Here is a 22112-nt window from a genome sequence, read left to right on the forward strand (position 1 = left end):
CGACCGCGAACAAGCCCTGGAAGCAGGTTGCAACGACTATATTGCCAAACCCATAAGCCGTGAGAAGCTTTTGATGCTGATTAACAGGTACAGGAAAAAGTAATTAGAAAGTGAACAGTGAATAGTGAATAGTGAATCAGTGAACAGTGAACAGTGAATCAGTGAATAGTGATTCAGTGAATAGTGAATAGTGAACAGTGAACAGTGAGTTAGTGAACAGTGAATCAGTGAATAGTGTATAGTGGATAGTTCGTGAAGAATTTTTGAATTAGGAATTAGGAATCCTGAATTCTGAATAGTGATTGGTTCGTACCGAATCTTTGAATATAGGAATTAGGAATTAGGAATTCTGAGCGGTGAGTGATTGCACTGTGGAGCTGATCGCGGCTTAGTCGGCGCTTACCCTTTCTTCGGCTACCATGGGCAGGCGCATTTTGGCGAGAATCAGGGCCAGTCCGATGCCGGTTACCATTTGCCAGATGCCCCACCATGCCGCCATGAATGCCATGCCCCCGTTGGCATTGAAGAGCTTGGGATTGAAAATGAGTACCAAAGCCAGACCCGAGTTCTGAATTCCGGTTTCGATAGCCAGCGTACGTCGGTCGGCTCGCGACACTTTGAACAATGTGCCGGTGAGATAGCCGGTAAACAGCGTCTGGGCATTGAGCAGCATCACCACAATGCCAAGCGGGATGATGATGTCGTCAATAAATTTGGCGTTGGCCACCAGCGCTCCCACAATGAAGGTCATGTAGAGGAATATGGAGGCTACACGGATTTTCTTTCTGTATTTGTCCACAAAGGCGGGATATTTGTGTCCTACCCACATGCCCAGCATCAAGGGAATACCAAGCAGAATAAATACCGTTTGCGCCATTTGCAGGAAATCAATTTCTATCGGAATGTTCAGGTGGCGGGCTTTTTGGTAATAATCCACATACATCCCGCCCCAGAAGGCAAAATTGATAGGAGTGACCAGCGTGGCCGAAAGCGTGGAGAAAGCTGTCAGGCTTACCGACAGGGCGACATTCGCTTTTGCAAGCGCCGAGATGAAATTTGAGATGTTACCCCCGGGACAAGCTGCGATAAGGATCATCCCCATGGCTATGGATGGTGGCGGATTGAGCATGATGACCAGCAGAAAAGTGAGGGCCGGCAACAACACGATCTGCGAGAAAATTCCCAGCAGGGCCGACTTTGGATTTTGTACCATGGCCACAAAATTTTCCTTTTTGATGTCCATGGCCACCCCAAACATGATAAATGCCAGTGTCACATTCATGTAAAGCAGTCCGCCCTCGCTGAAATTAAGCCTGACGTTGTCGATGAGTGCAAGTTTTTCGAACATAAGCCCGCTATTTTGCCGGCAAGTTATGTTACTTTGTGCTTAATGCAGCAATTCAGGTCTTATTTGTCAAAAAATTTTATCTTAACATTTAGATTTCAACAATTTAAACAACCATTCAAATTATTGGCCCAAGGGTGTTGAACTTTCACGTTTATTGATTGTCATATTTGAAAAAGTATGCTGATGGATAGAAAATCGGATCAAAAGACCGTTTTGGTTACCGGAGCCAGCGGATACGTAGCCGGCAGGCTGGTGGAGAAGTTGCTAAACGAAGGCCATGTGGTGCATGCCACGGTGCGCAACCCGCACAAGCGCGAGGCAGTGGCGCATTTGCTGCAACTCGGGGGAAGTGCAGAGGGCAGGCTGAAACTTTTTGCAGCCGACCTGCTGTCCGACGGCAGCTTCGATGAGGCCATGCAAGGCTGTGAAATCGTGTTTCACACTGCCTCGCCATTCTTTAACAAGGTCAAAGATCCGCAGCGCGACCTGATTGAACCGGCTGTGAAAGGCACCGAAAACGTGCTCCGTTCGGTAAACCGCTGCGAAACGGTGCGCCGTGTGGTGCTCACAAGCAGTGTGGCAGCCATCATAGGCGATGCCGTGGAATGCCGGCAATATCCCGACGGTAAAGCTACTGAAGCCCACTGGAATACCACCTCCAGCCTGAAACATCAGCCCTATAGTTATTCGAAAACACTTGCCGAACGAAAAGCATGGGAACTCGCTGAAGCTCAGAGCCGATGGGAACTGGTAGTCATCAATCCGTCCTTTGTCATCGGTCCGGGCCTTAAAGCGCATGCCAATGCCGAAAGCTTCAACATTGTGCGTCAGATGGCCAATGGCATGCTGCGCTTTGGTGCACCCGATTTCACCATCGGGGTTGTGGATGTGCGCGATCTGGCGGAGGCACACTACCGTGCGGGCTTTCTGCCCTCCGCCAAAGGCCGCAATATCATCTCGGCCCGCGAAAGCAGCCTGCTTGGGCTGGCGGAAATCCTCAGGCAGAAATACAGCAACAAATACCCTTTCCCCAAGCGTACATTGCCCAACGGTCTGGTCTGGCTGATGGCACCCCTGGCCGGACTGAGCCGCAGCATGGTGAGCCACAATATGGGGCAACCCTGGAAAGTGGATAATACGAAATCGCTGCGCGAGCTCGGAATGAAGTATCGCCCTGTGGAACAGTCAATTACCGAAATGTTTGAGCAGATGATTGCTGCAAAACTTGTGTAATCAGGCTCATTCTGCCTCTTCCAGAAGACATAGCCACCAGGCTGAATCTTCTTTTTTCAGCAAAGCAATCTTTCGCATTCGCGGAATCCAAAGGGCAAAACGCAATTCCGATTCGCTTTCAAAAAGCTCTGTCCAACCGCCGCTCGACAGGTGACGGCGCATTAACTTCCAGTGCGTCTGACCTTTGGCTGTAATAAGCAGGTACTGCTCGCTGTCGGGCCAGGAAGCAAACTCAAAGCTCAGACTGTCGGAAGCCAGCAACTGAAACCCAGTGCCATCCCATCGCACCGTGCCAACAGATTTCCTGAAGGGATGATCTGTGGGCAATACGAAAGCCAGGTAACTTCCTTTGGGCGACCAGTTTGGATAAGCCACACCCCCGGGCAGGTGCGTCATGACATTGAGGTTATCGTATTTCAGGTCGTAGGTTATCAGGCGCCACAACTGTTCATAAGGTGTCTGCCCGCTCATGGCCAAAAGGTTTCCGGCACTGTTGAAGGCCGGTTGTTGAAGCACAATCTTTCGACGTGGAAAACGCGACAAGAACCTGTAATCACCAGCATACCAAGGGTTTCCGGATTCAGATGCCCCTGCCCAGGCCTTATTTGCCGGATGGGGAGTGATCCATAACGGTTGAGCTGGAAAAGTGATTTCCTGCAGGAGCGTATCTCCGGGCCTGAGGTGGTAATGTCTGATATTATCCACGGTTCGGAGGCTTATCAGCAGCGAACCTGCCAGGGCATCCCATTGCAGTTGAAGTGGTTCGCCTTCAAGTTTGGCGATTCTGGTCAGGCGGTATTGTTCCTTGGGAGCTGCAGCTCCCTGCACCAGAAAAGCCACAAGGCACAACCCAAGAAACAGCCTCCTCATCGGTGATTTTCAGCTGATTTGGAGTGAGAAAATAACCAGGGAATCAGCTCCGTCTCCTTGAAAGTGTAGTCCCACGCGTTGTGTCCGACGCCAGGATAAAGCGTCAAACGGGGCGATGCGCCGGCTTGCTGCAAAGCTTCCACCATGCGCAGGCTCAGATCGGCCGGCACCACCGGATCGGCATCGCCATGAAACACCCAAACCGGCACCCTAGCAGCGAAGAAGGCCGCCGTTTCGGGCTTACCCCCCGCCACACACCGGAAAGGCAGCGGCAAACATTTCGGGCCGGCGAAATATCAGCTCAAAGGTTCCCATACCACCCATGGAGAGTCCGCCCACATAGATCCTCGACTGGTCAATCCATGGGGTAGTCATCAGGCTGTCGAGCAAGCTGATGACCAGCTGCATGGGCCAGGTAGGCTCGCCTTCGGGACGGAAGGCGAAGGTGCGGCTGCCGTCGGGGTGCCAGGTAAAATCGACCGCTGCCCAGTACTGATCCTCAGGGCATTGCGGATACACAACCACAGCCGGAAAGTCTTTTCTGTTGTATTGTGCAAAAAATTGCGCCCCGTGCACCAGTTGCTTTTCGTTGTCGGTACCCCGCTCACCTGCCCCGTGCAGGAAAAGTATGAGCGGATATTTGCCGGAAACTTCAAATTCCTCAGGATACATGATGCGAAATGGCAGCACTTTGTCGCCTTTGCTGTAGGCCGACGAACTGAAGTGATGCTGCTGAGCCTTTGCCCTGGGGAACAAAAACAGGAAAAAAACAACCAGCAAAAAGGCAAGGAATTTCATAGTTCAGGCATTTGAGGCAAAGTTAGTCTTTAGCGCTTATTCCAAACCACATAAACCGACTGCGTGCGGTCGGACGAACCACCAACCATCAGCTCGAACTCGCCTGGTTCCCAGTCATAAACGAGATCGGAATTGTAAAATTTCAGCAATTCTGTCGTTACCACAAATTCGATTTCTTTTGTTTCGCCCGGATTGAGCATCACCTTTTTGAAACCTTTGAGTTCTTTCACCGGCCTGGTGATGCTGGCCACCACATCGCGTATATAAAGCTGGACGACCTCCTCCCCCGCCCTTTGGCCAGTATTGGTCAGGCTCACCCTGAGCGTAAGGGTGTCGTTGCCAGCAAGTTTTGCTTTATTTACTTCGGGCTGGCCATAGGTGAAGGTGGTATAGCTGAGGCCGTGGCCAAAAGCATACAGGGGTTCATTGGGCACATCGAGGTAATTAGACCGGAATTTCTGGAACCATTTGCCGGGTTCGAGCGGCCGTCCGGTATTTTTGTGATTGTAGTAAACAGGAATCTGACCCACATTTCGCGGAAAGCTTACCGGCAGTTTACCCGAAGGGTTGGCCAGGCCAAACACGGCATCGGCCACCGCGTTTCCTGACTGGGTGCCGCCAAACCACACATTGAGTATGGCAGGAATATGTTGATTTTCCCATTCGAGGGTGAGCGGCCGGCCGGTAAACAAAACCAGCACCACCGGCTTACCTGTGGCCACCAGTTCTTTGAGGAGCTGCTGCTGGCTTCCGGGTAGTGCAAGATCGGTCCGGCTGGCGCATTCGCCCGACATTTCGGCGCCCTCGCCCATCACCGCCACCACCACATCGGCCCAGCGAGCAAGTTCAACGGCTTCTTTCCGCAACTGCGCGGGACTACGATGTTTGTCGATACCCGGGACGCCCCTCACGGCAGTAATTTTGTCGAGCATAGGATCGTCGGTGATATTGGCGCCACGTGCATAACGCAATTCAGCCCGGTTGCCGGCAAGCCGCTCAAACCCTTCGCGCACTGTGATGCTTTCATCGTGGTTCACGGCCACGCTCCACATGCCGGCCATGTTCAGCCTGTTGTCGGCCAGTGGTCCCACAAGGGCAATACGTCCTTTGGGTTCGAGCGGCAGCAGGTTGTAGTCGTTTTTGAGCAGCACAAAGGTGGAAGGGGCCATTTTGCGCGCAAATTCGTTATGGGCATCAGTAAAAATCTCGTTTTCAGATCTTTCTTTACTGATATAGCGGTAGGGGTCGTCGAACAGACCGAGTTTGAATTTTGCCCGGAGTACCCTGCGGCATGCCTGGTCGATATCGGCTTCGGAGATGAGGCCTTCCTGCAGGGATTTTCTAAGGGTGGTCAGGAAGCCCTCGCCCACCATGTCGAGGTCCACACCGGCTTTGAGTGCCATGGCCGATACCTGTTGCAAATTGCCCACCCCGTGGTCAACCATTTCATTGATGGCTGTATAGTCGGTGACCACAAAACCATCGAAACCCCATTGATTTCGCAACAGCTCGGTGAGCAGCCATCGGTTGCCCGAGGCGGGGATGCCATCCACCTCATTGAATGCTGTCATCACGCTGCCGGCTCCGGCCTCTATGGCCGCCTGATAGGGCAGGAAATATTCGTTAAACATTCGTACACGGCTCATATCTACCGTGTTGTAATCGCGCCCGGCTTCCGATGCGCCATAGAGGGCAAAGTGCTTCACACAGGCCATGAGGGTGTTGTTCCGGCTAAGGTCATCGTCCTGATAGCCGCGCACAAAAGCCTCCGCCATGCGTGCTCCCAGCCATGGGTCTTCGCCCGAACCCTCGGCAATGCGGCCCCAGCGCGGGTCGCGACTCAGGTCGGTCATGGGCGAGAAGTTCCAGCAAATGCCATCTGCTGTAGCCTCGATGGCAGCTATGCGTGCCGATTGCCTGACCAGTGCGGTGTCGAAGCTTGCTGCCATAGCCAGCGGGATAGGAAAAACCGTCCGGTAACCATGGATCACATCCAGCCCAAAAAGAAGCGGGATCCCCAGCCGCGACTCCTCGACGGCAATGCGCTGCAACTCGCGGATCTTCTCCGGACTGCGCACATTGAGGATGGCACCCACCTGTCCGTCGGCAATTTTGCTGCCAACAGCCGAAGAGCGTGCCTCGCCTGTGATGATGTCCTCGTAACCCGCCAACAGGTTGAGCTGACCAATCTTTTCATCCATCGTCATTTGCGACATCAGCTCTGCAATGCGGGCATCCATGCGCTCCTGTTCGCTGCCTCCTTGCCTCACGGGCTGGCAGGCGAAAACAAATACTAAGGACGCTATAATGCTGAATATGAAATTTTTAACAAGCATGAAGTAGATTTTACAGATAAATCTCAAGTAAGTTGTGATCCTCTTTGAACAGAAGTTTTATGCCGTCGGCTGCAAAAACTGCTGCACCCGGACGGTAGAGTTGCCGCTCGCTGGCAAAGGTGAGCATGCGGCCATTGAGCAGGATCTTTTGAGGTCCAAACTCACGTTCTTTTACATGGTATTTAAGCGTTACCGGTTTGCCAAAGAGCTGAAAGGAAGCTTCCAGGCCATCGAAAGATTTCGGCATCACGGGGTCGATATGCAACTGGTTCTTTGTGAGGCGGATTCCCAGAAGCCTGGTGATGATGAGCGCCACAAAGATTCCCGGTCCGCTGGAATAGACCCTCCAGCCGCCACGCAGCACAAACTTACCGGTATTGAGCAGGTGATATTGCTCATCGGCTTCGTAGCGGTTGGCAAATACGATATCGGAACTGCTGTAATAGCAATTGGATTGCCGCGGGGCAGCATTGGTCACTATGGAGGCATAATCCACAGGGATGGCCTGGCGAAGTGCTTTCACAAACGCTTTGGCTTCACCAAGCAAAGAGAGCGCTTCGGCATGGCGGATATGTTCGTGCACATACATCAGCCCGATTTCCCGTCCGAAGTAGGTGCTGGTCTCGGCCCGCTGAAAGATACGCATCTTTCCCCCGCTGTATTTCAAGGGCTTATCCATCAGCCTTGCCCCATCCGGACCTTTGAGGTGCGCCTCAATGATATTCAGATGATTGCCGGCCTGCACAGGGTCGAAAATATGACTGAGCACCCCGCGGTTCATGGGCAGAATGCTGTATCGAATGCCGGTTAGCTGGTCCTCCGGATGCAACAGCAGGCTGATGCGGCCATCGTCTTCGAGCCTGCCATAACCTGCCACCACCCCGTCTTTGACGAGATGTTTGTGAAAGTCGTTGCGCACCAGTGTGCTGAGCTGGATCAACCGGTCAGCAAGAGCGGTATGCACCGTAGGTTTCAGGGCAGCAGCAAGCGAACGGAAGGCCTGATAACACATCTGCACTGTCCAGGATGAGATAAGACGTGCTGCAAGTTCCGGGGAGGCCGGCTGCAAAGAGTCGTTCCAGTCGCCTCCACCAAAAGGCACCAGTGAAGTACCGGGCAGGAAAGAGTCTGTGATCATCTTCAGCCAACGCTCCACGTGTTGTATGAGCGGGTCAGACGATTCAAATACCTGAATATCTGGATTATACCAAGCTATCTGCTCATCGAGGAAACCGTAGTCACCGGTTTGTACCAGGTAGTTTGCCAAAGCAATCATCACCCAATAGGTGATATCGCCATGTGCTTCGTGGGCACGAATGCGGGCATAGCTGTCGAACATCCACCATTGAGGCCATCCTCCGTCGGGATGCTGGTTGCGGAAAATGGTGCGCAACACCTGCCTGGCCTCGTCGTATCTGCCAAGGCTAAGCAAAAGTTCGACCGGCCCCTGCGACACATCGCGCGTGCCCCAGGCTGCACCGCCAAACTGTTCCAGCCCGTATGGTGTGAGGTAATGGGTGAGGGCATTGGTGGCATACCAGGGCAGGATGGTGTTCAGGGCCTGGATGTCGGCATGCCCGCCACTGAGGCTGAGGTTGCCGGTGAGCCGTGCAAAGCCCGACCTTGCCGGCAAAGCTTCATTTTCAAAAACGGCAACCTGCGTATCGTCAGATTGTCCCTGAGGGCAGAACCGGAACGAAATCTGAATATTTCTGCAGCCGGTAAACACGTGCACCAACAATGGTCCGTCAGCTCCTTCGGTCTTTTCGACCAGGGTTTCTACAAGGCCGTCGAACTGATCAAGCCGTGCCGAAAAACATGAATGCGGAAACTGCTTGCCCAGGAGCGAGTCGGGATCCGGATACATGCATCCACCCAGGTTTTTATTGAGTGAAACAGTATAGTTTGGCCCCGGATCGAAGTGGTTGGTTATCCTAAAATCAGTTAGCGCACCTTGCAGCACCCTGAGGCGGAAATTCACCCGGTGGATTTCGGTGGATGTCCACGTAACCACCTCAACGACAATATCTTCAATATGATAAATCCAACGGCAGTAGTTGAATCCCATTTCGAAAGCCGAAGGCAACCCAAGCAGTAACCAACGGTTATGGATTTTCACAAAAACGCGTTGTCCATTAGGCGAAGGCAGGCCAAACTGGTTGGAGTAAACCGAATGCAGGACGTTGAAGTTGGTATTTCCGGCGGTGACATGGGCATTGAACACACCAGCCATAAAAGGATTTGTGGACATGATATTTTCGTCAGGAAGCAACCCCCATCCTGAACGGATGATATGTCCGTGCGGGCGATCAACAAACAGCTCCTTGTTTTTCAGCACAATATGATTGCCATTGGCTGCAAAAAAAGAATGCAGGCGGGCATGATGGTATTCGGCGTGCAGCCGTTCTGTCCCGAAATAGCTGTTCAGCTCATCCTCCGTGAGCTCGCGTGCTTCGGCATAATGTGGCGGATTGAAAGGACTGATGGCCGGACTTTGTTTCCAGGGAAGATAAGGCAGGGGGTTGATGGCATCGAAGCTGCCCAGCACGGGCCGGATGAATTGCAAATCAGTTTCGGCAGATGGCTCAGGATGGTTTTCCATGAAAATGAACAAAAACCTCAGCACAATACCCGATCCGGGATTGAGCGTGACTGCTTTGGATTGCAGGGCGAGCAATGACGACTCGCCCGCATACTCGCCGCTCAGGACCGGGGCTAACAATCCGTGGGGAAACCGTGACTGCCTGTTGGCCGGGCCAAAAATCTGCGCCCCATCGGTGGCCCCTGCCACAGCTCCTTCCAGGCTGGTCATGAGCAACCAGGGATGTCCCGTTGCTTCGCGCATGTGCTGCCGGCAAACGGCGACCTTGCCATAAAACTCACTGTCGAAAATGCGCCGCTCGGTGTACTGGCTCACATAATACTCATTGACGAGGGGCGCTGCCTGGCGCAAGCCGGCATCCTGATAACAGATGGCATCGAAAGTAACTTGCTTGTGACTTGTGTTACTCACGATCATGCTCCACATCCAGGCCGTTTCGTCGGGCGAGAGCTTTAGCTCGGTCAGGCACCTGAGTCCATCGGATTCCGTTTGCCAATACAACTTATTGTCGGACAACCCGAAAGATCCTTTGATTGTGGGGCCTGTGAGGGCAAGCAGGTGCATCTGCTCTCCGTGCAGGCGCAAATACACACCCGCTCCCGAAGCTCCGTGAATGCTGGCCGGGCGGAGGTTTATCCGGATCTTGCCATGATTTATTTCACCCACTGTGCCATTGGGCAACACACTGATTTTGAGTCCTTTGCTATTGCTTATCTCCATGATTCAGATGTATCTCAAGTTGAAGGTCCGATTGATGCGGATGATGGTAGCGCATGAGCAGGTGTCCCTCGTGCATGGTAAAGAACTGCTCTTTCCCATTGTTTAAGATTTGTGATATTTCCTTCAGGCGTTCTCCCACAAGCACGATTTCTCCCATCAGGTCACGGTCGCCCCTGAGCACCAGTTGAATACCTAGCTCGGTAGCCCGGATTTCCAACAGATCCGAACTGGTGTGCAGCATCCGGATGCCGGGTAGCAGCTCCATGTTTAGTGGCGAGAGCAGGCCGTACAATGGTGGCCAGAGTATTTCGCCTCCCCCGAAAGGAATGGAAACAGGCTGATTTGTAACCGGATGCGTATAGCTTACCTTGCCGGTTTGCGGCTCGTTGTAGTAATTGGCGATGAATAAAACGCCGCTGCCTTTCTTGGTAAACCGTTGCCGCACACTCAGCGGATGGGTGGCTGTGGCCAGCTGCTGCCGGGCTTCGGAGAGGTCAAGCAGGGCTTTGTAGGCCGGCAGGTGACCTTCGGTGTCGAAACCAAGCCAGGTGCCCAGGTGAATCACACTTCCCTGCCCGAGTGGCAGTTGCCAGCCGCACACAGCTCCGGACAAGGTTCGTGCAATCACGCGTCCTCTTTTTATATCCATCTCATTATAAACCATTTGCGGGTTGGCGCATTTGATGTCGTTTAGCTGCATGATGTCGATCAGGGGCGAGTCGATGGATTCGCTGCCGGCCGGCCGGATGCCGAGTGCATCGCGCAGCAGGGTGCAGCTTTGCTGGCGGAGGTCCCTGTCGGGCAAGGTGGGGAACACTACGAGCTGCCCGCCACCGGAAGCATAGTCCACAAGTATCTGCTGGGCCGGCGCATCCATTTCATCAGTAGCAAAAGCCCACACCTGTTTATACTGAGCTAATTTTCCGGCGCTTGTGCGCGTCAGATCGGCCATGTCGTAGTCGATGTTGAGCACCTGCAGGGCCTTGAGAAGCCCGTCGAACCATGCCTGGCGGCGGATGGATGCAGGCACAAAATTCAGCCCGGATGCGCCGGCTTCGGGGCGCTCCAGTTCAGTGGCATAATAGGGAGGATAGAAGAGCACACATATTTCGGCATGGCGCTCAGCACTCAGAATGAGTGGCTCAAGGGTGCTGATGAGGCGGTTGGTATGTTGCACCAGGTCGAAGGCTGAGGTGCGCGAGCCGTCGGCCAGCAAGGGATTAAACCAGTAAAAGGTGTCGCCCGAATAGCCCTTGCGGGGAGGATTTTTTCCCTGCGAGAACATGTAATAATTCCATCCTTTCAGTCCGTGGGCGATGCTGGCTTTGTAGAACAACTCCATCTCACGGGGGTTGGTCACCACATGATATTCGCGCGAGCCGCTCTGAAACTCTGCGGCAAACAGGGGTTTGTTGCCCTGCATGGCCAGGGTGATGTCGTTGATAATGCGGTCGTCGTGCATGTTGCGGTAGCTGAGAAACTCCGGGATGTGGTCCACACCGAAAATCAGCTCGCTTTTATCGCCGTACAGGTCGTCGTACATGGTATGGTTTACCGGAAACTCATATCCATGGCCAAATATCCAGCCCGGGAGGTTGTGGTAAAGCGGCACCCCGAGGCCACGCGCTCGTACCATTTGCGTGAGCATCCTGAGGTAGTCGCCGTAAACCGTACGCCAGAACATATGCCAGTCGTAATCGCGGGCGCGATCGGCGGCATCGCTGTATGGCATCCGACCATCGGGAGGCAGGTCCACCTGCGTAAAATCCTGATATTCCGTGCCCCAGACCTTGTTGAGTGCATCAATCCCGGGATAGGTCTTCCGAAGCCAGCCGATGAAACGTGTACGGGTAGCCTGGCTGTAGTCGGCCTGGTGGGCAAGCCATGAAAAGACACCAATCTCGTTGCAAAGCTGAATCATGATGACCGGCCCGCCTTTGGATGCCTGCCTTTCGGCAATAAAAGGAATGATGTGGTCGTACCAACGTTCGACATATTTCAGGTATTCGGGATGAAAGAGGTTGACCCCGTCGCTGGGAACCATCTCGTTGCGGCTGTTGCGCATGCGCACAGCTTCGGCATATTGGTTCACAAACCAATCGGGCAGGCCTGCGCCGCGAAACTCGGCCAGAATGAAAGGACCTGGCTTGAGGATGCATGTAAGCCCATGGCGCGAACAAGCTTCCACCCAGGCTTTCAGGTCGCGCTGCGGATGGGTGCGCCCGTCAAAATCGAACAAACCTTCCTCCGGCTCATGCCAGCCCCAGGGCACATAGCTGCTCACCGTGCGCAGTCCTGCCTCTGCGGCACCGGCCAGATGCGTGTCCCACAAAGATTTGTCTATCCTGAAATAATGAATCTCCCCGGAAAGCAAAAAAACCGGCTTCCCGTCCTGTACAAAATAACCTTCTCCTGGTTTAAACTCCATGATTTTATACTCGTTTAGTTATTTCCCTTCTTGCAGAGCCTTGCGCTCATCAAGCAACTGCTTGATTTCCATTGACCTGCTCTCCGTTAATGTGTAACGCAAAATAAAGAAAACCGAAAACAGGCTGAGCAGCACCGGGATGCCGATTTCGACCACCCGCATCATTAGCATGGTATATCCGCTTTGCTTTTTCAGCTTGTGGAGGTATGGCTCCAGCTGAGCAATGAGCTCCAGGGCTTGCTTCGGATTCAGCTCCTGCATTCCCGCCACCTTGGATTTCAGCGCATTAAGTTCCTCACTGAGGCTCCGGTAATGTGCAGCGCGGTCGGGTTTCGACTGTTGTGCTTTGTTTTCGAAATGGCTCTCCAGCTCACCTGCCCTGGCGTTTACCTTGTCCGTCATGGCTGCCATGTCGATTGTTGTGGCTTTGCCGTTGGTGTAACTTTCGAGCGTCACCTGCATCTCCCTGATGCTTCCCTGCAGGGCATCCACACGGGTGACCTGCGTTTCGTCGAAGGCTGTGAACACAATGAGCGCGCCTGCCACAAAACTTGCCAGGGCGGTGCCCATCTTGATGAACCACCAGAAAATGGAGTAAAAGCTGCCTTCGGTGCGCATACCCGTTTGCAGGTCGTCTTCGTCGCAGATGTCGCCAACCATGGACGACCCCAGTGTGAAAAAAAACAACATACCTGCCGACAGCAGAATAGTTGGGATGATGATCAGGTAGGGATAATCGGGGTTATAGCACACAATTTTTGAGAGTTGCGCCAGCACCATGAGGCCGATGGCCAGCAGCAGGGTGTTGCGCTTTCCGATGCGGGGGCTGATGTAGTTGAGCGGAAAAACTGCCACAAGTCCGGTCACCGCCCAGATGGTACCATTGATGCCGAGCAGCCACGAACCTGCCACTTTGTCGCCTCCGAATACATAAAAAATGGGAATATACGATCCGAGCAGGCTCACAAAGTTGAATCCCATAGCCAGGGTGAAGATGGTGAGGGTGAGGTAGATAAAATTGCGATTGCGGAAGGCGTGGCGGAAATCGGCCCAGAAGTTGGTTTTTTGCTGTGTCGAGACCCTTGCAAAACCCGGCTCGCGCAGGCTGACAAACCACCAGATGGAAAGGGGTACCAGCAGGGCAGCCACCATGAGCGACACATAGCGCATGCCATCGGCTTCGTTGCCCCCAGGGCCTTTGAAAAACTCCATATTGGCCAGGGCAAACAGCCAGGGGGTGCTCATGGCGAACAGGTTACCTACAAAGCTCTTGGCGCTAAACAGTCGGGTGCGCTCGTGCACATCCTGGGTCATTTCCATGCCCAGCGCTCCATGCGGTATTTCGAAGATGGTGCAGGCTGTGAAAAACAGCAGCAACGATACAAGGATATAAACCAGCTGAAAGGCCTGAAAACTAACTTCGGACGGAAACATCCCGCGCACCCATTCGCCCCGCGGAATCCACCACATGGTCACGAAAAAGAAAGCCACGAGCAGCCCGCCTGCCAGCAAAAACGGCCTGCGCCGCCCCCAACGGGTGCGGGCATTGTCGGACATGTGCCCGATGATGGGATCGGAAACCGCATCCCAAAGCCGGGGTATGATGAGAATCAGGCCCAGCCAGAAGGCGCTCAGCCCCAGACTGATGTTGCCCATCAACCCGACGAGAATGCCGGCAATATTGAACAGGGCGATGGGGATGATGCCCCCCGACCCATATGCAGCCAACTGATTAAGACTGATTCTCCCTCCGGCACGTGATGTCTTTTGCATAGGCTTGGGCCTTATTTTGGATTATTGTTCCTTATAACTGATCTCGATGCGCGCCGGCGATGCAGGTACATTGATAAGATCGGAGGTGTAATTGGTCACCACCTTGCCATTGATGCGCACCTCTGAAGGCATGCGCCCGCCGTTGAAGTTCCGGATACGTATCCCATTGGCTGGCAATCGCAGATCGCCCTGCAGGTCAATGATATAGGTATCGCCTTCGCGGATGATGCTGTAGGAGACATCGCCATAATAAGTTGGCAGGTTTTCGACCGACATGCCGCCGGGGTAATCTATCCAATCCTGGCGCAAAGCCGCTGCCAGTACCAGCGACTGGTCGAGCTCGTCTTCGTACACAAACATGGAGCGGATGGCATTGATAAAATCGCTGCCCACCCAGGTATGTGGCATATCGCCTATGAAGCGGGGTTCGCGATGATTTTTCCAAACCACTTCAGCCCAGTGTTTCCAGCCTTGCGGACGGCGGTCGGCCAGAAAGAAATCAACCAGCTGATGTGCCCTTTCAGGTTGGTTGAGCAGCACAAACGAACCGATCAGCCTGTTTTCGTAAGGGGTATAATTCACCCACTCGAGCAAGCCGTCGCGCCGTTTCACAAAAAACTCAAAATATTTGTCGAAGGTGTTGTAAACCTCCGGTTTTGGAAGGTGCTGATACTCATTGCATGGGGTGAGCGCTACCGTGGTCGAGGTGGCATCGAAGTCGCCCAGTTCCACACAACCCGGGATGTAGTTGATACCACGCACCTGCATGGCCAGCCGGATGGAGTTGTAAAGATCCACAGTAAACTTATCGCGCACCTGCGCAATATGCTGATAATCTGACTTATGACCAAGGATACGCTGGATCTCAGCCGCATCTTTCAAACCTTTGATCACAAAAAAGTTATCCCAATACGAGTGCATGGGTTTTTCGGAATAGCCTTCGTGGCTGATACTTTCGGGCACAATGCCGTAGTGCGCGCGAATGCTGTCGTTGCCCAGGCGGTAATGGTCGGTGCTGCGCTCGGCAATGAGCGATTCGATGTAGCGCACTGCGTTGAGCACATAAGGATTCATTTCGCGCAGGAAAGCTGTATCGCCTGTAAAATTGAAATACTCCCTGATCAGGTAGATGAGCTGTCCGTGGCTGTCGTGTTCGGGCACGGGATCCGGTCCGCGAAAATCGACCACACAGGGCACCTTGCCATTTTCGTATTGGTAGGGCGCATACCATCGGATGAAGTCTTTGACTTCCTGAGCGATGCCCGACTTCAGCAAGGCCGATGAGGTGAGCGAGCCATCGCGGATCCAGCTGCGCTCGTAGCTGCGCGAGCCGGGCTGGATGCCTGCATTGTCGCGGTTGATCAGAATATACACCAGGTTGGCCAGCCAGGTGTCCACAATAGGTCGGGCCTGGGGCGGAAGGTTGAAGTTGATATGACCAATTTTATCGGCCCAGAATCCGGAAGCGCGATCGAAGGCTTCGGCCATATCTTCGTTGTTGGGCAAGTGGGCTGGGGAATCAAGATGGTGATAGGGCACAGTGGCAAACAGTTCTTCCACCTGTCCGGGGGTCAGATTGAACGAAAATTCCAGGGCGGCCTGCCCGAGGCGGTCGGGATCGCGCACGGGTACGGCCGGAGGCCAGGCCTGGCCGCGGGCTATCTCGGCAATATTTCCCTGCCTGCCGGTAGCGGCAGTCCAACGCCTGTATGGCAAGCTGAAGCTAAGCGTTTTGTCGTCCACCCTCAGCTGCCGGCCGGGCACAGTTTCGCTTATCGCAGCTATCTTTCCCGCACCGCCTGTAAGGTTGAGAAACTGATACCAGGGATTCACCTGAAATGGCCTGAGCATCAGGATGAGCCTTGCGTCTGTAGGTTTTCCCGTCAGGTTTTCGAGCCGGTAGCCTATGTTTAGTCTGGAGTTTTTATTGGCCACCCCGTCCGACGACACCGAAACCGTGAGCCTCACATTGCCGGCCACCATATCCACCGTGGGCGAGAAGGCAAATTCGCCGGCATCCCAGGGCGAGCGCAGGGTTTGCCTTGTGGTAGCCTGGCTCCAGTCGTAATATTTTCCGTCCACCACCAGCAAGGGCTCAATGCTGAACAAGGCTTTGTCCACCTCCACCACCCCATCCTCGCTGATCATGCCTTCGTGGGTGTCGTTGTTCACCCCGGTCACCGTCCAGTACCATGCTTCGTCGAGGAAATACCGGGGGTAAAGCCCGCGCGGACTGTTTTTAGCTTTCAGACGAAACAGCTCGTTCGGGTGAAGGGTAGCCTCCACAGGTAATAACTCTATTTCTTGTATGCCAACCGATTGTGGATCTGGAAAACCTATTTTCAGGCGCAGTTTTACGGCTTCGGCCTCCCTGAGGGGGATGTAGGTGCTTCGCGTCAGTATGGACCTGGCTTCCCAGCTTTGCTCCCATTGTTTGCCGTCGAGGCTGGTTTCGAGGCTTAGCCTGTGAGGAAGTCTGTTGCCTGACCACATGATATGCAGGCCGCCAAACTCGCGCCTGAGGCCAAGATCAATCACGACTTCAATATCGGTTGCAGGTTTACTTTGCCAGGCAGTGGATTTGTTCCCATCCATGATGGCCGCCGGCCTGCTGCCACGCTGGCCGGGACCGGCGGTGATTTTTGGTGTGGGGAAAACAGCAGGCGGAGCATCCAGCGGTTCAAACCGGAGATCGTCAATCCAGACACTTCCTTTGCCGCCCAAAAAACTGGCTACCGTAAACTCAATCCTGTCCATCCGGCTCAGGTACCGTTCCTCGGTCGGCCCCCAGGCATAATGCACATGCCGGCGTTTGATGCGGATGCGCTGCCATTCGTCCGGAAAGTCGTAATTGCGGTTGTTAACCCACCACACATTGTGACCACTTGCATCTATAAACTTGATTTCGAAGTTGTTGGCAGGCGATTCAGCCCTGAGCCAGAAGCTGATCTCGAAATGTTCGGGCAGGTCGAGGCTGATTCGTTTTTGTATCCCTCCGTAACCTGTGCCGCGGGTAAAGTCGTAATTGAACCTCAGGGCCTTTCCTACCTTGCCCTGATCTGGCTGCACGGAAGCTTCCACCCCATCGGCCAGAATGAGTTCCCATCCGTCGGCACTTTCCATTCCATCGAGCAACATCTGCTGCGCCCTGGCACTATGGATGAATGAAACACAAACCAACAGCGCCGGAACCAGAAATCTTTTCATCTTGCCCATAACCAGGTCATTTTTTATTGGTGAGGTAGCTAAACCCAAGTTTTGTCATACCATCCTGAATCACAGGGTCTTTCATCACATAATCCCAAACCAGGCCGGAGCGGAAATTTTCGATCATCAGCAACATGGGTCCTTGCGCAATGCCGATAAAATCGTCGTTCACCCAATCCGCAGTCTCGTTGAAAGCATCGTAGAACCCATACTTACCCCAGATTCGCTGGCCGTGTCGCGCAATAATGTTGCGGATGGTCGGAAACACAATTTCAGGTGCAAAAGGAAGGGACGAGAGGGAGGCATAGGGCGCGATGGTTCCATCGTCGAAATAATTGTAGTCCGGTCCGCTGGCGCCACGGCCGGCGTAGGCATAAAATTCACGTCCACCGGCATTGTAACCGGAGCCCGGACCATCGCTGGCGGTGATGCCCCAGGTGAGCGAGTCATAGCCTTTCCAGCCATGGATGTTCTGAATGGCATATTGTTGTTGGGCGAGGGTGGCCCTGCGTGAGTTTTCGAAATAATCAATGCCTTTCTCACGCATGTATTTGTCCGCTATGCCCCTGAAATCGATGAAGATATGGCTGAACTGGTGACCGAACAGGGGAGGAAAAGCCACATGAGCCAGTCCCGGATAAGGTTCTTTCCATTTGTAGTACGACAGCCAGGCATCGTAGCTGCGCTCCACATCCTGCATGCCGGTTCCGGCCGCAAGGATATAAAGGAAAAGGCCTTCGTTGTAGCCATGCCAGCCCCAGTTGATGGGACCCGACTCCGGTTTCCAGCCCATGGAAATGGTGTGTGGATGCGTGCTGCCTTCGGGCATATCGAAAACAGACCAGTCGAGCCTGCCGAGCAAGCCGGCCACTAGCCTGCGGATTTCCTTTTCTTCTTCCGTATCCTGGTTGTAGTAGTTGCGTGCAAAGATCATCCCCATGAAAAGGAGGCCGGAGTCGATGGAAGAAAGCTCGCACTGCCATGCACGTGTGCCCGTGTCCATCCTGAGAAAGTGATAATAAAAACCTTTGTAACCGGTGGCATTGGTGTCGGCACTTTGCAGGCTGCCATCAAAAAACCTGAGGATGTTGAGGGTGTTGCGGGCTGCTTCCTCGCGTGTGATCCAGTTTCGCTCTGCGCCTACTGCATACACCGGTATGGCAAAGCCAGTTGAAGCTATGGACGAGGGCGACCAGGAAGCTGCCCTGTCTTTGGTAATCCCCCACTCAGGATGGATTTCATGCATAAAAAACTGAAATGTAGCACGTTGTATGCTGTCGAGCATCATCTCATCATCGGTTGAAACTGGATAACTGATACGTCCGGAAGACTTGAAAACCGTTTGTTCGTTCTTTCCTGGTGTGCATGATCCGAGCAGGATGGCTGCGAATAACACAACCAATAACATGTTTTTCATATCGTGTATTTTATTGATTCAATGCAACTTACATCAACATAACTAATTCTTCAATCACCAGCTGAAGCCAAGTTTATTCATAGCTGTCTGCACTTCGGGTGCCGACATAAACAGGTTCCACAACAATCCCGACCGGTGATTTTCGATCATCACCAGAATAGGCCCCTGGTCGATGGCGAGGTAGGAATTGGCAAACCAGCCCTGTCCCGGGTTGAACGCGTCTTTGAAGCCATACTCACCAAAGAGCTTATCGCCCAGGATGTAATAGAAATGACGCATGGCCTGCATGGAGTATTCCGGGGTGAATGGGATGGACGACAGGGCTGCGGTGGGTGTGATGGTGCCGTTGTCGTTCGTTGGCTCGTGCACCCGGTAGCCGGTGTGGTCGTCGCTGGCTGTGAGTCCCCAGCTGTCGGCGCCATATCCCACATGGCCGTAAGGGTTTCGCACACAATGCTCGCGGTTGATGAGGGTATGGTTCACATTTTGTGTCCAGTAGTTGGCATACTGGTCGCTCAGATTCCGCGGATCGAGGCCAAGGAAGGAGTAGTGGGCAAAAAAGAGCGGACCACCGTAGTCGAAACCCACCGGCAGGTTGATGCCATAAAACTGTTTGTTGTTGATGATTCCCCCGTTGGAAGCCCATCCCTGATGATAGACCTGTGCCTCAATCGGATAGGTTTCGGATGTGGCAGCCATGAAATAGGTGATCAGGGCCTCGTTGTAACCTTTTACCTGCATGTTCATGGCCCAGCCGTGGTTGGGCGACCAGTGCCAGTAGAGCACATTTTGTCCGCTACGGGTAAACCAGTTCCATTCAATGCCTGCCAGCAGGTTGTTTATTCTTGTGATAATATTATGTTCCTCGGGCACTTCCGGATTAAGCCACTGACGAACGGTAAGTAATGCAGCAGCCATGAATGAGGTTTCCACCAGGTCGGCGCCGTTGTCGAACTGGCTGAAAGCCTGCACCCTTCCGGTGCTTCCGTTGAGCCAGTGGGGCCAAGCCCCATGAAAACGGTCGGCATTGGCCAGAAAGTTGGTCACTTTGTCGAAGTGGCTCACTGCCTGCTGACGGCTGATAAAGTTGCGGTGCACTCCGGCAATGATACCCATCAGTCCGAAACCACTTCCGCCAATGGTAACTGTTTCGCCCGAGCCCAGTCTTTCGCGGGCCAGGCCGCTCACCGGATGGGCATAGTCCCAGAAATAGCGGAAAGTGTGCAGCTGCACCAGATCGAGCAATTGGTCGTCGGTCAGGAGCGGCAGTTTGGGGTTTGGATTGAGGCCGGTTATAAACTGGTTCGAAAATCCTGCAAAGGGCGCCCCCTCAGCCGATTGCAATGAGGAGGAAATCACCATCAGGTACCTGCAGTAGTAGTCGAGTTCGCCGGTATTGATGGTCAATGTCTTACGGTCGTCCGAGAGCTGAAACTGCATGTTGGCTCCCGGAGTGAAAATGATATGTTGCTCAAATCCCTGAGCAAGGGGATCGGAAAATGTGGCCACAATCTGGGCGCCTTCATAAGGAATGTTGCGAGCCTGCTGTGGTGGCCTGAAGTCGCGCCCGTTGATGGTGATACCCAGTAAACTGAGCTCGGCGGGTACGGTGCTGAACCTGATGGTCAATCCGTCAAAGCCTTCGCCGGCTGCACCGCGAAGCTTGTTGCTTATCTGCAGATCGTAGGTCTTGCCGCGCTGAAGCGTGGTCCTTGGGCGCAGCACCACCTCATGGTTTTCGGCCGAAAAGAAATGATCCACTTCCACCGCTGCGTTGTCCTGAAGCAAGCTGATGCTGCCGGCCACTGAGCTCACCCTGAGGGGCGCCGAAAAACTCAGCCGGAATTCTGCTGCCGGGTCAATCCCACTGTTCGGACCAGCCGGATCGAGCACACGATTGCCAGCTTTGGCCTGACTCAGCTGCAGGCTGCCTTTGGGATCATCATTGTCTTTTTTGCAGGCCGAAAGCATAGCTAAGGCAATGATTATTAATGTAATACCGGTTTGCAGTCGGGTCATGGATCTTTGTTTGATTTGAAAAAAAAGGGGAAGGGCAGCGGGTGCCACCCCTCCCCTGCTAACCTAATTCACTAACACTAAACACTCAAGGTTTTTCCGATTCGTACATCAGGCCGATTTCGGCAGGTGTAAGCACTTTGTGATAGATGCGCACATCGTCGAGTTCGCCTTTGAAGTGGTTGGCGCCCGGGAACTGATATCCGCCCCAAGGCTCGTTGGCCCACATCTGGCCGGCACGCGACTGGATGAAACCGAAGGCCAGTTCATTCTTCACATCAGGCATCTGGCCTCCCCATTTCATACCTTTAACGGTACGTTTGGCATCGCCGTCGGGCCAGAGGTTGAAGTCGAAGCTCTTCATCTTTTCGCCATTGTAGTAGAGCGTTCCTTTTTTGGCGTCGCCGTTATAGGTATAGGTTACCATGAGCCATTTGTTGCTCACCATAGCTACATAATCATCCGGAGCAATCGACTTGGCAAAGTCCCAGCCCTGCCAGCCGCCATTGGCATTGTATGTCGCATTGCTCGGGAACCACATGTCTTCCGACACGGTTTCACCATTCTCGAGCTCATAGCGGATGGCAAACTTGGCGCCATCAAGACCGCCGAAGATTTCGAACTGAATGCCATAGAACGCACCCAAACCAAGTACAAAATGACCTTTGTCCTGCGGCATGGCTTTCACCCAGAACGAGATGGTAAAGTTGCGGGTGTTGATCAGCTGGTCGCCATTGGGGATTTCGATGATGCTGGTGGTGCCGTTGAAGCTGGCAGCTTTGCCGGCTGCGGTATTGCGCGAGTTCACATAGGTAATGTCAACCACACCGGCAGCAGCAGGATTGAAACTACCCGCTGCATCATTAGCGTTGTTTTCGAACTTCCAGTGCGCAATTGCTCCCGAAGGCGCAAATGTTCCTTCGGTAGTAAAGGTACGCTCAAAAGCGGTGAGGGGTTTCTGCTTGGTGCTCTGAATGGCCCCGCTGAAAGTGAGCTTGTAGAGGGTGCCTGTTCCAAGGTTTGCTTTGGGTTTCACGGTGATGGTTGCTCCCGAAACCGTGATGTCGATTTCGATATCGGTGTTGTCGTAGTCTTGTTTGAGTTTGATGTTGGCAGCTGTGGCGGTAGCAGCATCCACATCGGTGCTGAAAGTGGCTACGATGGTGGGCATCACGGGCACATTGTTGGGCGAGGTCGCGCCATTGAGGTCGATGGTGCCGGCTTTAAGCTCTTTGAGGGTGAGCTCGGGGTCTTCTTTTTTACAGCCCTGAAAAATCAGTGCAGTGACGGCCAGCGCCATCAGGAGGATTGCGAACAGGTTTTTACTTTTCATAGCATTTTTGATTAGGTGAAACATTTAATGA

The 22112-nt window shown here is 53.5% G+C and carries 11 protein-coding genes and 1 pseudogene; 1 reads left to right on the forward strand and 11 read right to left on the reverse strand.

The features are described from left to right. Window positions 1-388 precede the first annotated feature (388 nt). Window positions 389-1348 (reverse strand): bile acid:sodium symporter family protein, encoded by a 960-nt coding sequence (locus IPM52_05275; GenBank protein ID MBK9291019.1) that lies wholly within the window; start codon window positions 1346-1348, stop codon window positions 389-391. A 183-nt stretch (window positions 1349-1531) separates the two neighbouring features. Here IPM52_05275 and IPM52_05280 point away from each other — a divergent pair, with 183 nt between their 5' ends. Next, window positions 1532-2581 (forward strand): aldehyde reductase, encoded by a 1050-nt coding sequence (locus IPM52_05280; GenBank protein MBK9291020.1) that lies wholly within the window; start codon window positions 1532-1534, stop codon window positions 2579-2581. 6 nt (window positions 2582-2587) lie between these two features. On the opposite strand, the gene IPM52_05285 is transcribed toward IPM52_05280, so the two are convergent. From IPM52_05285 to IPM52_05330, 10 genes and pseudogenes are all read right to left on the reverse strand, one after another. Further along, window positions 2588-3451, reverse strand: coding sequence for a hypothetical protein (locus IPM52_05285; protein MBK9291021.1), 864 nt, complete (start codon window positions 3449-3451; stop codon window positions 2588-2590). Beyond that, window positions 3448-4249: pseudogene (locus IPM52_05290) on the reverse strand (prolyl oligopeptidase family serine peptidase). Before IPM52_05290 ends, IPM52_05285 begins: the two are co-directional and overlap by 4 nt. Window positions 4250-4278: 29 nt before the next feature. Further along, the gene (gene bglX / locus IPM52_05295; protein MBK9291022.1) at window positions 4279-6585 is read right to left on the reverse strand and encodes a beta-glucosidase BglX; all 2307 of its coding nucleotides are present in this window, start codon (window positions 6583-6585) and stop codon (window positions 4279-4281) included. A gap of 10 nt (window positions 6586-6595) precedes the next feature. Further along, window positions 6596-9907 (reverse strand): hypothetical protein, encoded by a 3312-nt coding sequence (locus tag IPM52_05300; protein ID MBK9291023.1) that lies wholly within the window; start codon window positions 9905-9907, stop codon window positions 6596-6598. Continuing rightward, complete coding sequence (locus IPM52_05305; protein ID MBK9291024.1) at window positions 9891-12335, reverse strand: beta-galactosidase; 2445 nt, start codon at window positions 12333-12335, stop codon at window positions 9891-9893. Before IPM52_05305 ends, IPM52_05300 begins: the two co-directional genes overlap by 17 nt. An 18-nt stretch (window positions 12336-12353) precedes the next feature. Beyond that, a complete protein-coding gene (locus tag IPM52_05310; protein ID MBK9291025.1) occupies window positions 12354-14108 on the reverse strand; it encodes an MFS transporter in 1755 nt (584 codons plus the stop codon). 21 nt (window positions 14109-14129) lie between these two features. After that, entirely contained in the window at window positions 14130-17324 is a 3195-nt protein-coding gene (locus tag IPM52_05315) for a discoidin domain-containing protein (GenBank protein MBK9291026.1), read from the reverse strand. A gap of 7 nt (window positions 17325-17331) precedes the next feature. Then, window positions 17332-18723: a Tat pathway signal protein gene (locus tag IPM52_05320; GenBank protein MBK9291027.1), complete on the reverse strand. Its 1392-nt coding sequence runs from the start codon at window positions 18721-18723 to the stop codon at window positions 17332-17334. 63 nt (window positions 18724-18786) lie between these two features. After that, complete coding sequence (locus IPM52_05325; GenBank protein ID MBK9291028.1) at window positions 18787-20751, reverse strand: Ig-like domain-containing protein; 1965 nt, start codon at window positions 20749-20751, stop codon at window positions 18787-18789. An 85-nt stretch (window positions 20752-20836) separates the two neighbouring features. After that, window positions 20837-22081 (reverse strand): Ig-like domain-containing protein, encoded by a 1245-nt coding sequence (locus tag IPM52_05330; GenBank protein ID MBK9291029.1) that lies wholly within the window; start codon window positions 22079-22081, stop codon window positions 20837-20839. Between the last annotated feature and the right edge of the window lie 31 nt (window positions 22082-22112).

Source organism: Bacteroidota bacterium (assembly GCA_016715945.1).
Lineage (GTDB): Bacteria > Bacteroidota > Bacteroidia > Bacteroidales > F082 > JALNZU01.